The 12165-nt window shown below is 65.8% G+C and carries 11 protein-coding genes and 1 pseudogene; 2 read left to right on the forward strand and 10 right to left on the reverse strand.

Features of this window, described 5'->3' with window-relative positions:
- Positions 1–45: 45 nt before the first annotated feature.
- From rsmA to BLR66_RS13310, 7 genes are all read right to left on the reverse strand, one after another.
- The gene (gene rsmA / locus BLR66_RS13280; protein WP_093287455.1) at positions 46–840 is read right to left on the reverse strand and encodes a 16S rRNA (adenine(1518)-N(6)/adenine(1519)-N(6))-dimethyltransferase RsmA; all 795 of its coding nucleotides are present in this window, start codon (positions 838–840) and stop codon (positions 46–48) included.
- On the reverse strand, positions 837–1817 hold the full coding sequence (gene pdxA / locus BLR66_RS13285; RefSeq protein WP_093287458.1) for a 4-hydroxythreonine-4-phosphate dehydrogenase PdxA: 981 nt from the start codon (positions 1815–1817) through the stop codon (positions 837–839). The genes rsmA and pdxA overlap by 4 nt, the downstream gene beginning before the upstream one ends.
- Complete coding sequence (locus BLR66_RS13290; RefSeq protein WP_093287951.1) at positions 1818–3167, reverse strand: peptidylprolyl isomerase; 1350 nt, start codon at positions 3165–3167, stop codon at positions 1818–1820. It lies immediately after the preceding gene.
- A 14-nt stretch (positions 3168–3181) separates the two neighbouring features.
- Entirely contained in the window at positions 3182–5599 is a 2418-nt protein-coding gene (lptD, locus tag BLR66_RS13295) for an LPS-assembly protein LptD (RefSeq protein WP_093287462.1), read from the reverse strand.
- Between the two features lie 135 nt (positions 5600–5734).
- Positions 5735–6643, reverse strand: coding sequence for a histone deacetylase family protein (locus BLR66_RS13300; protein WP_093287465.1), 909 nt, complete (start codon positions 6641–6643; stop codon positions 5735–5737).
- Between the two features lie 44 nt (positions 6644–6687).
- On the reverse strand, positions 6688–7242 hold the full coding sequence (locus tag BLR66_RS13305) for a cob(I)yrinic acid a,c-diamide adenosyltransferase (RefSeq protein ID WP_093287468.1): 555 nt from the start codon (positions 7240–7242) through the stop codon (positions 6688–6690).
- 20 nt (positions 7243–7262) lie between these two features.
- Entirely contained in the window at positions 7263–7877 is a 615-nt protein-coding gene (locus BLR66_RS13310; protein WP_093287472.1) for a hypothetical protein, read from the reverse strand.
- Positions 7878–7949: 72 nt separating this feature from the next.
- Between BLR66_RS13310 and ubiH the strand changes: the two genes are divergently transcribed.
- On the forward strand, positions 7950–9161 hold the full coding sequence (ubiH, locus tag BLR66_RS13315; protein WP_093287475.1) for a 2-octaprenyl-6-methoxyphenyl hydroxylase: 1212 nt from the start codon (positions 7950–7952) through the stop codon (positions 9159–9161).
- A gap of 211 nt (positions 9162–9372) precedes the next feature.
- Entirely contained in the window at positions 9373–10563 is a 1191-nt protein-coding gene (locus BLR66_RS13320; protein WP_093287954.1) for a UbiH/UbiF family hydroxylase, read from the forward strand.
- A gap of 184 nt (positions 10564–10747) precedes the next feature.
- Here the strand turns inward: BLR66_RS13320 and BLR66_RS13325 are convergent, their stop codons facing one another.
- From BLR66_RS13325 to BLR66_RS13335, 3 genes and pseudogenes are all read right to left on the reverse strand, one after another.
- Positions 10748–11470 carry a hypothetical protein gene (locus tag BLR66_RS13325; RefSeq protein WP_093287479.1) on the reverse strand — a complete coding sequence of 241 codons (723 nt, stop codon included), beginning with the start codon at positions 11468–11470 and terminating at the stop codon, positions 10748–10750.
- Between the two features lie 80 nt (positions 11471–11550).
- Complete coding sequence (locus BLR66_RS13330; RefSeq protein ID WP_093287484.1) at positions 11551–11886, reverse strand: hypothetical protein; 336 nt, start codon at positions 11884–11886, stop codon at positions 11551–11553.
- 3 nt (positions 11887–11889) lie between these two features.
- Positions 11890–12096 (reverse strand): annotated as a pseudogene (locus tag BLR66_RS13335) (alkylphosphonate utilization protein); the annotation flags it as partial.
- Positions 12097–12165: the final 69 nt, after the last annotated feature.

The raw sequence follows: 12165 nt of genomic DNA on the forward strand, positions 1-12165 counted from the left end.
AAACGGGAATGGGGAACCTAAAAGCGCGGGGTCGGCGCGCCGACGCTATTCGCTCATGCCCGCTGCCGAGCCATTGGCCAGACGCACGAAGCCCTCTACTTCCACCTGCTCTGCGCGCGCATCGGCGCGCAGTCCCGCAGCTTCGATCTGCTCGGTGGTGCACGTGCCCATCAGTGCGTTGCGCAAGGTCTTGCGCCGCTGGCCGAACGCGGCGCGGACCACTTCGGCGAACCATTTGGGATCGTTCACACCGATTGTCTCCGGCGCGCGCGGTATCAACCGAACCACGGCCGAATCCACCTTCGGCGGCGGCCGGAAAGCTGCGGGCGGCACATCGAACAGCGGCGTGACCGTGCAGTAGGCTTGCAGCATGACGCTGAGGCGGCCGTAGACCTTGCTGCCTGGGCCGGCGGCCATGCGGTCCACCACTTCCTTCTGCAGCATGAAATGCATGTCGCGCACCGCCGCCGCGTGATCCAGCGCATGGAACAGGATCGGCGAGGACAGGTTGTAGGGCAGGTTGCCGACCAGGCGTAGTTTCCCCTCGCCGGCCATGCGGCTGAAGTCCACTTCCAGCACGTCCTTGTGGATCACGGTCAGCTGGCCCACGCCGTGGGCGGCCTGCGACAGTGGAACCACCAGGTCGCGGTCGAATTCGATGGCGGTCAGCTCGCCGTGCCTGCGCAACAGGGGCAGGGTGATCGCGCCCTGGCCGGGGCCGATTTCCACCAGCCGGTCGCCCGGCTGCGGGTTCACCGCCAGTACGATCATTTCGATCATGCCGCGGTCGGTCAGGAAGTGTTGGCCCAGGGATTTTTTGGGCGGCGCCTTGAAATTCATCCGGCGAGTTTACGTTGCGCGGCGATGCGCGCGCAGGTTTCCACTGCGGCCAACAGGCTGGAGGGATCGGCGACGCCCTTGCCGGCAAGGTCCAGCGCGGTGCCATGGTCCACCGCGACGCGCGGGTAGGGCAGACCCAGGGTCAGGTTCACCGCGCGCTCGAACCCGCTGTACTTGAGCACCGGAAGGCCCTGGTCGTGGTACATCGCCAGCACCGCATCGAAGCCAGCCAGTTTCTGCGGCAGGAAGGCGGTATCGGCAGGCAGCGGACCCACCAGCTGCATGCCCTCGTTGCGCAATATCTCCAGCACCGGTTCGATCACTTCGATTTCCTCGCGGCCCAGATGTCCGGCTTCGCCCGCGTGCGGGTTCAACCCCAGCACGGCGATGACCGGTCGCGCGATCCCGAAATCGTCGCGCAGCGCCTGTTCGGTGATGCGCAGCACGCGGACCAGCGTAGGCGCATCGATCGCGTCGGGTACGGCACGCAGCGACAGATGGGTGGTGGCCAGCGCCACGCGCACGATGTCGTTGGCCAGCATCATCACCACGCTGCGGCCAGCGCGTTCGGCCAGCAGCTCGGTGGTACCGGTGTAGGCGATGCCGCCGGCGTTAATCGCGGCCTTGTGCACCGGTCCGGTGACCAGGCCCTGCAGTTCGCCGCGCAAACAGGCGTCGGAAGCAGCGTTCAGCGCATCGATCACCGCGCGCGCGTTGTCGGGCGCGGTGCTGCCGAAACGGTTGGCGACGGCATTGGGAACCGGATGCAGGCGCAGATCGCCGGGAAGGCTCGCCGCCTCGCCCGCTTCAAGCAGGCGCAGCGGCAAATCCAACGCCGTTGCCGCGGCTTGCAAGGTAGCGGCGTCGCCGAAGGCCAGCAGGGTGCAATCGGTGCGCGGTTGCTGCACCAGACGCACGCACAATTCCGGGCCGATGCCGGCCGGCTCGCCCGGAACCAGCGCGAGCCCGGGTTTCACTCAGCCGCCGGTGGCGGGAGCCGGGGCCGGGGTTTCGGCCGGGGTTTCGCCGTCGCCCTTGCCGTTGCGGACATTGACGTAGGCTTCGCCACGCAGTTCCTGCAGGTAACGGTTGTATTCGTCTTCCAGCTTGCGGCGGCCGATGGTTTCGCGGACCTGGGCGCGCTGGGTAGTGCTGGTGACGTCGGTCTGGCGCTGGCCGACGCGCTGCACGATATGCCAGCCCGCCTCGGTGCGGAACGGCGCCGAAACGCCGCCATCGGCGGTGCCGGTGATTTCCTTGCCGAAAGCCGGGCCGAATGCGTTGGCCTCGAACCAGCCCAGGTCGCCGCCCTCGCTCTTGCTGTTGGCGTCTTCGGAGGATTCCTTGGCGACTTCGACGAAATCGGCGCCGCCGGCGATGCGCGCACGCAAGGTATCGATCTTGGCCTTGGCCGCCGCAGCGTCCTGCACCGGCGTAACGCGGACCAGAATGTGGCGGGCATGGTATTCGGTGACGGTCTTGGCCGCGGCCTGGCTGCCGTCGCGCACTTCCACCAGCTTCAGCAACTGGAAGCCGCTGGGACCGCGGATCGGACCGACTACCTGACCCGGAGTCATGGTCTTCAGCATCTCGGCGAAGGCGCCCGGAATCTCGTCCAGGCTGCGCCAGCCCAGGTCGCCGCCTTCCAGGGCGTTGGGGCTGTCCGAGTAGCGCACGGCGGCGGCGGGGAAATCGAGTTCGTTCCCGTCGACCAGGCCTTTGACGCCTTCGATCTTCTTCTGTCCGGTGGCGATCTGCTCGGCGGTGGCGCCCTCGGGCAGGCCGACCAGGATGTGGGCAAGGTGGTATTGCGTGTTGTTGGCCTGCGCGGCGATGGCCGCATCGACTTCGGCTTCGCTGACCTGGATACGGCTCTGGCCGAAGCTCTGGCGCAGGCGTTGCACGGTGATCTCGTCGCGGACCGAGCTGCGGAAGTCTGCGAAGGGAACGCCTTCTCCCGCCAGTCGCTGGCGCAGCGCCTCGACCGACACGCCGTTCTGCTGGGCGACGGCGGCGACGGCATTGTTCAACTCGTCGTCGCTGACGCGGATGCCGGTTTCGGCGGCGCGCGCCACCTGCAGCTTCACCAGCACCAGGCGTTCCAGCACCTGGCGCTCCAATACCTCGCGCGGCGGCAACTGTCCGGGCTGGTTGGCGTACTGGGCGGTGACGTTCTTCACGGCGCGGTCGAGCTCGCTCTGCAGGATCACGTCTTCATTGACCACCGCGGCGATACGGTCGAGCGGTTGCAGATTGTTCTGGGCGGCCACGGGCGTGGATGCCATCAGCGCGGCAAGCACGCCGGCGAGGAGCAGTCGGATAGTCATAGTCTTCATGGGGTTCATTCCGGTCCGGAATCGTTGTCGTCGGGGTCCGGCGTAGTGTTGCTTGGCGGGACGAGATAGAGGTCGTCGCGGTAGTAGCCGAGAATAGCACGGCGCAAGGTGCGCTCCGTGTTCTGTCCGGCCGAGCCGAGACCCTTGAGTACGAATTCGACCTGGAACGCATTGTTGAGGTCGCCTTCGCGATTGCGCACGTAGCGGCGCACGACCGCGCGTACGGCAAGGCAGCAGCTGTCCCATTGCACGCCGGCCAGGGCTTCCAGCGGCTTCTTGTCCAGGATCGAATAGTAGTAGCGGCCGACCACGCTCCAGGTGGGCGTGAGAGGGTAGAGGAACGAGAAGTCCGCTTGTTCGAGCAGGTCGGCGCCGTCGGAGACGTTGCGGCGATAGCGGTAACCGAGGTTGATCACCCCGTCGTCGGGCAGCAGATAACGCGCACGCAGGCTGGACAGGTCCTCGCGTCGGAACTTGGGATTCCATTGATAGGAAGCGCCGATGGTCCAGCGATCGGTCGGAGCATAGTTGAGGTCGGCGACCCAGGCGGATTTGCCGCTTTCCACTGGCTGCTCGCCGGGAGCGGTGACCCGCGATTCGTCGAAATAGAAAATCTGGCCCAGGCTCGCCGAAAGTTTCTCGTGGCCATCTGCCTGACGGAGCAGACGGCTGGTCAAGGCCAGGGTTAGCTGGTTGGCGTCGGTCTGGCGGTCCGGGCCGGTGTAGCGGTTGTCGCGGAACAACTGGCCCCAACTGAAAGTGAAGGGACGCGTGTCGAAGATCGGGATGCCGCTCTGGTCGCGGTACGGAGCGTTGAGATAGAACAGGCGCGGCTCCAGCGTATGCAGGTAGCGCTCACCCTTGATCTCGGTATCGCGGTCGAAGAACAAACCGGCATCCAGCGATGCGATAGGCAGGCTGCGCGACGGGCTGGTGTCGGTGAAATTGGGATTCGCGGTGAATTCTTCGTCAAGCTTGTAACTGGTATAGCGCCAGGCCAGCGTAGGCGTGATGTACCAGGAGGCGCCTTGCAGGGGCATCGACACGAAAGGCTTGAGGTCCAGGCGGCTGCCGCCCGGCGTGATGTTCAGGCCGTTGGTGTCGAGCACCTGGTTGTGCTGGAAGCGGACGGCTTCCGCATCGATGCCAGCGGTGAACCAGCGTCCGAACGGCTGTTCCCAATTGAAGTAGACGCGCGGCAAGCGGTTGTAGGGCAGGGAGGCTCCGGTCAGCGTGTAATCCGAAAGTTGCCAGACATCGGCCATGGCGCCAGCCGACCAATAACGCCCACGGCCGTACAGCCCGAGCGTGCTGACCAGCGAAGTGGCCGACACCCCGTAGAGCGAGTTGGCGAAATCCTCGACATAGCGCGAGTCGCTGACCCAGGCCAGGTCGGCGCGGGCCTGCCATTCGCTGTTGAGGTTGTGGAAACCGCTGTAGCGGAACATGCCGCGGTTCTTGCTGCGCAAGGGGTCGCCGTATTGATCCACTTCGGTGCCGTTTTCGTAGTCGCGCTCCCGGTCCTTGACCAGGTCGTCGGTCGGCATCCAGTTGAGATCGAAGGTGCCGCGCCCGCCTTCGTACAGATAGCGGAACTGCCCACCCAGCGAAACGCCCCGGTCGCTCATGTAGCGCGGGATGATGGTGGCGTCGTAATTGGGCGCCAGATTCAGGTAGATCGGCTGGCGGTAATCGAAACCATTGCGTCCGGACATGCCAACGGCCGGATACAGCAGGCCGGTATGGCGGCGGTCGTCGATAGGGAACTTGATCCACGGGACGTACAGCACCGGCACCTTGCCGATGCGGATGGTGGCCGCGCGGGCCACGCCCCAGCCTTCGTCGGTGTCCACGTCGATGCGTTTGGAGCGGAGTTCCCAGACGCGCTGCTGGGGATCGCAGGTGGAATAGGTGGAGCCGTGCAGGCGGCCCTTGGCGCCGGTAAGGTCGATACTGTCGGCGCCGCCGTTGCCGCGCCGGGAAACCAGCTGGTACTGCACATCCTCGATCTCGTGGGTGTCGGTGTTCTGGTCGCCATGAGCACGCGCGGCCATGATGCGCATGGTGCCGTCTTGGTAGCGTACGTTGCCGTCGGCCACGTAGGTGTCGGTTTCCTGGTCGTACTTCAGGTTATCGGCATTGAGGAACTGGTCGCCGCGGCGCAGTACGACATTGCCTTCGTATTCCAGCTTCTGCTCGGTGCCGCCCAGCTTGTTGCCCTCGATAGCCGTCGGCTGCTCCGCCCTCTGCTCGCGCGCCTGAGCTGCGCTGACCCCGGGTTTGGGCGGCTCGGCCTGATCGAATGCCGGTATGGCGTCGGTGATCGGGCACAGGTCCCAGTTGTCGGGTTTGTCCTCGGCCAGCGCCGGCAGGCACAAAGCGATACTGAACGGCAGCGGTAGCAGGCGGAGGACTGGGCGCACGCGGTGTATGGCTCGTCTGGAGAAGGTCAAAAGCGGCCGCTAGCTTGCCGTATCCCCAGCATACGGGCAATGAAAGCCCCGGTCAGGTTTCGGGCGAGGTTCATCATGCACGCCGCGCGCCGGCCGCGGCCCGGCTCAGCGCAGCTCGCTTACGTGAGCTACGCTGCATTCGCGCAGCGCTTCCAGGTCGTAGCCGCCTTCCAGCAGAGAGACGATCCGGCCCGAGGCGTGGCGGTCGGCGATGGCCCGCAGCTGCCGGGTCAGCCAGGCGAAATCCTCGGTTTCCAGCATCAGGTCGGCCAGCGGGTCGCGCATGTGCGCGTCGAATCCGGCCGAGATGAGCAGCAGTTGCGGACGGAAATCGTCCAGAACCGGCAGCAGGGTATCCGCCCATACGTTGCGGAACCGGAAGCCGCCGGTCCCCGGCGGCAGCAAGGCGTTGAACACATTGCCGACGCCGCGTTCGCGCGGCGTGCCGCTATTGGGGTAGATGCCCGACTCGTGGGTACTGAAATAATCGACCCGCGGCTCCTCATAGAAGATGGCTTGGGTGCCATTGCCGTGGTGCACGTCGAAATCGACGATGGCCACGCGCTCCAGCCCGTGCCGGTCGCAGGCATGGGCCGCCGCCACCGCGACGTTGTTGAGCAGGCAGAAACCCATGGCGGTGTCGCCCGTGGCGTGGTGGCCGGGCGGGCGGACCGCGCAGAACGCGGCCCGGCTGTCGCCGAGCATGACCGCATCCACCGCCGCCACCGCGGCTCCGGCGGCGCGCAATGCGGCGGCGCGCGAATCCGGGCAAGTCACCGTATCCGGGTCCAGCATGCGGTAACCGTTGAAATCGCTGTCCAGCACCTCGCGCAGCAACGCCTCGCTATGCACACGCCGCAGGTCGCCGAGCTTGGCCAGCGGAGCCTCACGCCAGTCCAGATCGCCATGTTCGGCGCGCAGCCCGGCCAGCACCGCTTCCAGCCGGGCCGGCCGTTCCGGATGTTCCGGACCGGGGTCGTGGGCCAGGCAGGCGGGGTGGGTGTAGATGATCATGTTGCAGGGCGAAGTCGCTGGACGGAGTGCTGAGGCGAGTCGGCTCAAGCGTGCCGGCGTTCGTGGTTCCACAGCACTTCTCCCTGGCCGTCGGCCCGGGCCAGCACCCGCGCGAGCACGAACAGCAGGTCCGAAAGCCGATTGAGATAGCGGATGGCTTCCGGCCGCACGGCATCGTGCCGCGCCAGGGTCACGGTCTCGCGTTCGGCGCGGCGCACGATGGTGCGCGCCAGATGGCAGCGCGCAGCGGCTTCGCCGCCGGCCGGCAGGATGAAATCCTTGAGTGGGGGCAGGGCTTCGTTGTACTGGTCGAGCTGGCGTTCCAGCGCGTCGACATCTTCGCCGCTGATCGCCGCATGTCCGGGAATGCAGAGCTCGCCGCCCAGGTCGAACAACTGGTGCTGCACGGTGGTCAGCAACGCACGGATATCGTCGGGCACCTGCGCCGCAAGGACCACGCCGATGCTGGAATTGGCTTCGTCCACCGTCCCGTAGGCGTTGACCCGCGCCGAATCCTTGCCGACCCGCGTGCCGTCTCCGAGACCGGTAGTACCGTCGTCGCCGGTGCGGGTGTAGATCTTGGACAGGCGGTTACCCACGAGGCAGCCCTATGCGCGGCTCAGCGCGGCGCTTTGGCCCGCGCCCGCAGGCGCGCCGCCTGGGTGACGCCGACGTGGACGATGACCGCCAGGCCGACATAGATCGCGGTGGTGCGCAGATAGGGGACGAACCAGTCGCTGTAGTTCTTCCACCAGCCGGCGAAACTCGGGTCGGCGACGCTGTCGCTGATCCAGTAGAAGCTGCCCTGGCTCAGCAGGTGGCAGAGCACCACCGAGGCGAACAGGCTTACGGCCAGCACGGCCAACACCTTGCCGTTGCTTTGGGCGCCTTCGGCCGAGCTGTAGTAGCGGCGCACCAGCATGCCGCCGAACCAGAGGGCGAAGTAGGCGGGGATGAGGAACCAGTACGCGGCCGACATGCAGTAATGGGCGAAGAAATCCATGCCCTGGCCGCTGATCACCACGTAGTCCACCAGCACTGCCAGCGCCATGAACACGGGAAATGCCCAGCGCGTCCAGCCGCGCAGGTAGAAACCGCCCAGGAAGAACGCGGCCCAGGAGGCATCCGGGATCGGGCCCAGATGGGTCAGGGAAGCGGGCAGGTTCAGCCGCGTCGCCACCAACAACGAGGCGATCAGGGTGAAGACGATGGCGCGCTGGGTCGTGATGTTCATGGAAGGCCTATCCGGGAAGCTCAGGCGCTCATTCTAACGGAGAGCCCATCGCAGCGGGCTTATCATAGGGACATGACCGAAAAACACGATGTATTCACACACGATGTACTCATCGTCGGCGGCGGCCTGGTCGGTGCCAGCCTGGCCATCGCATTGGATCGGCTGGGGTTGGACGTCGGCCTGGTGGAAGCCACGCCGGCGGGCGTCATGCCGGCGGTGTTCGACCAGCGCAACCTCAGCTTCGCCGGCGCCACGGTCAACGCATTGACCGCGCTGGGCGTGATGGCGAAGCTGCGCGCGCCCACCGGCCCGATCCGGCGCATCCATGTCAGCCGGCAGGGCGACTTCGGCAGAACCCGGCTGGAAGCAGCCGATTACGGCCGCGAGGCTTTCGGGCAGGTCGTGGTGGCGCGCGATTTTGGCGAGGCACTGGAAGCGCGGCTGTCGGAACTTAAGCAGCTCACGCGGTACCGGCCCGCGCGCTTTGTCGGTCTGGGTGGCTCGCAGGAGGAATCGCGCAGCTTGCGCATCGCCGACGCACAGGGCGAGCGCGAACTCCGCGCGCGCCTGCTGGTCGCTGCCGACGGCACGCGCAGCGGCCTGCGCGAAGCCCTGGGCATCGCCGCCAGCGAACACGACTATCGACAAACCCTGTTCGTCGCCCGCATGCGCGCCGAACAGGCGCCGGACGGCACCGCCTACGAGCGTTTCGGCGAACACGGCCCGACCGCGCTGCTGCCGCGCGGCGACCGCCATTTCGGCGTGGTGCATGGCGTAGCCAACGAACAGGCGGAAGAAGTCGCAGCGCTCGATGACGCAGCGTGGATGGAGCGCATCCAGCGGGTATTCGGTTGGCGCGTGGGACGTTTCCTCGCCACCGGCGAACGTAGCCTCTATCCCATCGTCAAAGTGGTGGCCGAGCGTACGACCGCTGCGCGCGCGGTGCTGCTGGGCAACGCCGCGCAAACCATCCATCCGATCGGCGCCCAGGGCTTCAACTTGGGCTTGCGCGATGCACTGACTCTGGCCGAATTGATCGGGCAAGCGCCGGATCCCGGTGCGTCGGCTTTGCTGGCCCGTTATGCGGAACGGCGTCGCGAGGACCGGCGACGCACGCTGGAATTCTCCGATGGCCTGGCGCGAGTCACCGGCAACGCGTCACCACTGCTGCGACCGCTGCGCAGCCTGGGTTTTCTGGCGGCCGATAATTCCGCCGCATTGCAGTCGATGCTGGTGGGCGGGGCGATGGGGTTCCGTGGCGAAGTGCCGGAGCTGTGCCGATGAGCTTTCATGGAGTGCGCGAAGAGCAAATCCCCCCTACCCCCCTTTTGCAAAGGGGGAGATGTCATGTCTTCCGAAAAGGAATGATCGAAACATTCCACACGTCCGCGTCAATTGGGAAAAGCGGTGGCAGTGCTGTTCCCCCCTTTAAAAAAGGGGGGCAGGGGGAATTTGCTCTTCGCGCGTCAGCAGGTTGCTCCTGGGCGGCGCAGCCATGAACCGCCGTCGTTTGGATATAGCCGTAGTCGGCGGCGGCGTAGTGGGTGCGGCCTGTGCATTGTCGCTGGCCAAGCTGGGCCTGGAAGTCGCATTGATCGAGGGTCGCGAACCTGCGCATTGGTCCGCCGGAACGCCAGACCTGCGCGTCTATGCTTTCGCGTCGGACAACGCGGCATTGTTCGATGGCCTGGGAATCTGGGATTCCGTTCGCAGTGCGCGTGCGCAAGCCTATCGCCGGATGCGGGTATGGGATGCGTCGGGCGGTGGCGAGTTGTCGTTCGACGCCGATCTGCTGGGTCGCGACCAGCTGGGCTGGATCGTCGAGAACAATCTCCTGACCGATCGCCTGTGGGCGGCGTTGCCGGCGGCGGGTGTGCGGCTGCATTGCCCGGCGCGGGTCGAGTCGATGGAGCAGGATGGCGCCTCGACCGGAACCGGCGGTGTGCGCCTGCGGCTGGACGACGGCACGCGCCTGGAGGCGCGGCTCGCCATCGCCGCCGATGGCGCCGATTCCACGCTGCGGCAGCTGGCGGGCCTGCAGGTGTCCGCGCACGATTACCGGCAGCGTGGCGTGGTGGCTTTCGTCGAAACCGAAAAACTCCACGAACAGACCGCATGGCAGCGGTTCCTGCCGGGTGGACCGCTTGCTTTCCTGCCGTTCGTGGAGGGGCGCAGCTCCATTGTCTGGACGCTGCCGAACGAAGAAGCCGATCGCGTATTGGCGCTGCAGGACGATGCTTTCGATCGCGAACTGACCAGCGCCTTCGAAGCGCGGCTGGGCGAAGTGCGCGCGGTCTCACGCCGTGCCGCCTTCCCTCTGCGTCGCCAACTGGCCGACGCCTATGTTTCCGGCAAGGTGCTGCTGATGGGCGATGCGGCGCACGTGGTGCATCCGCTAGCCGGGCAGGGCGTCAACCTGGGTTTGCGCGACGTGGCGAGATTGCGGGACGCTATTGCCGATGCGCAGTCGCGGTGCGCGGACTGGTCTTCGCCGCACCGCCTCGCGCGCTGGGCGCGCGAGTGCCGTAGCGAGAATGCGGCCGCGGCGTACGCGTTCGACGGCATCAACCAGGTGTTCTCGAACGACGAGATGCACGCCACGCTGTTGCGCGGGTTCGCATTGGGAATGGCGGGAAAATTGCCGCCGCTGGCGGCGCTGTTCTGGCGCAAGGCTTCGGGGTTGTAGCTTTTGCCTCCTCCCTTCGGACTGGAGGGGAGGATTGAGGAGGGGGCTCTTCGCGTTAAACCTTCAGTCGTCATCCCCGCGAAGGCGGGGATCCAGAGACTTTAGCTCTTCGCGACAAGAGCAAAGTCGCTGGGTCCCCGCCTTCGCGGGGATGACGATTCGAAATGTCAGCGCTGTTCCGGTCTCACCCCGGAATAAACGGGAACACGATCTTCAACAATCCCTTCAACCCGCCTTCAGCGGTGCTCGCGATCGCCTTCGCACCCAGGCTGTTGAGCGCGTTGCGCACTTCCTGCCAGCGCAATTTGGTCACGTCCTTCTTCAACAGGTCGGCGACTTCTTCTGCGGCGGGCGCCAGTTTGTTCAACTCATCGGCGATCGCTTTCGGATCGGGCTGCAGGTAGCCCCACTTCTCGGCGATCTTGAGCAGCGTGTCGAAACGCACCGCCACCACATCGCGATTACGCTCGTACACCGGCAGCGCGCCCACATCGAGGATGGCCTGCTCGAATTGCTGTTGGTCGTCCGGGTGCTCGACGCGTACCGCCAGGAAACCTTCCTTCTTGCTGCGCTCGCTGACGTGCTTGGCGCCGGAACGCAGGTTGTCTTCGGTCAGCACGCTGGCCACGATCCGTTGCAGGGCCGCATCGCTTTCCTCCGGCACCAGTGCCCGCCAGCGCGCGTAACCGTCGCGGCGCAAGGCCTTGACCTTGGCCGGGGTGACCCGCAGGCGCAATGCGGCGGCGGCGTTGGAATCGCTGCGCTGGATGGCGCCGTCGCGTTCCAGCAATACGAAGATCAGCAACTCCAGATCGCGTTTGGTCAGCGACTGAAATCCCTGCAGCAGGGTCAGTCGCAGGAATTCGTTGGCGAACCCGGCAGGGTCCTTGAGTTCGATGGGTTGCATGGCCGCGGTCCTCTTCAGGGGAGTAGCTTGCCACGGCGGCGTTGCAGGGGATGAGATCCCGACGGCGCCAGCGGCGCCGCTCAGCGCGCCAGCGCGTAGGCGGCGAGGGCAAAAGCCAGAATTGCGACGGTGGTCGCGATCAAGGTCAGCTGGCTGGCGCGGCGCAATCGGCGCTCTGCCTGGTCCGCGCCCACCTGTAGGACTTCGATGGTCTTCTGCATGTCGGTGGCCAGCTTCTTGATCGAGTCCGCATTCTGCGTCGCCGCATCCTGCAACTGGGCGATCTGCTCGCCGATCAAATCCATTCGCGGCTGGTGGCTGTTGTCCACCTGCGGGGTGCGGGTGAACAAAGGGCGCGCCATGCGGATGATTTCGGGCAGCGAGGACGCGGCGATGGTGATCCAGGTCGCGGCCATGGCTCAGGCCTTCTTGAGGAAGCAGGTCTTCAGCACCAGGTCCTTGATCTTCTCGACCTTGCATTCGATCTCTTCCTCGTCGTCGGTCAGGCGGATGCCTTTGATCAGCGTGCCGCGCTTGATCGTCAGCGAGGTGCCCTTGACCTTGAGATCCTTGATGACGGTGACCGAATCGCCGTCGCTGAGCGGAGTGCCGTTGCTGTCTTTTACGTTCATAGCGGTTCCTTCGTAAGTTGCAATGCCTATTGTAGGAGCGAGCCCTGCCCGCGAAGCTTTTCA

Origin of the sequence: Pseudoxanthomonas sp. CF125, from assembly GCF_900104085.1 — a bacterium.
Classification (GTDB): Bacteria; Pseudomonadota; Gammaproteobacteria; order Xanthomonadales; family Xanthomonadaceae; genus Pseudoxanthomonas_A.

Coding starts and splice junctions, on each gene's coding strand:
- BLR66_RS13310 (WP_093287472.1), bottom strand. CDS start 7,877: ATGAACATCACGACCCAGCGCGCCATCGTCTTCACCCTGATCGCCTCG.
- BLR66_RS13330 (WP_093287484.1), bottom strand. CDS start 11,886: ATGGCCGCGACCTGGATCACCATCGCCGCGTCCTCGCTGCCCGAAATC.
- BLR66_RS13300 (WP_093287465.1), bottom strand. CDS start 6,643: ATGATCATCTACACCCACCCCGCCTGCCTGGCCCACGACCCCGGTCCG.
- BLR66_RS13325 (WP_093287479.1), bottom strand. CDS start 11,470: ATGCAACCCATCGAACTCAAGGACCCTGCCGGGTTCGCCAACGAATTC.
- BLR66_RS13290 (WP_093287951.1), bottom strand. CDS start 3,167: ATGACTATCCGACTGCTCCTCGCCGGCGTGCTTGCCGCGCTGATGGCA.
- rsmA (WP_093287455.1), bottom strand. CDS start 840: ATGAATTTCAAGGCGCCGCCCAAAAAATCCCTGGGCCAACACTTCCTG.
- ubiH (WP_093287475.1), top strand. CDS start 7,950: ATGACCGAAAAACACGATGTATTCACACACGATGTACTCATCGTCGGC.
- BLR66_RS13320 (WP_093287954.1), top strand. CDS start 9,373: ATGAACCGCCGTCGTTTGGATATAGCCGTAGTCGGCGGCGGCGTAGTG.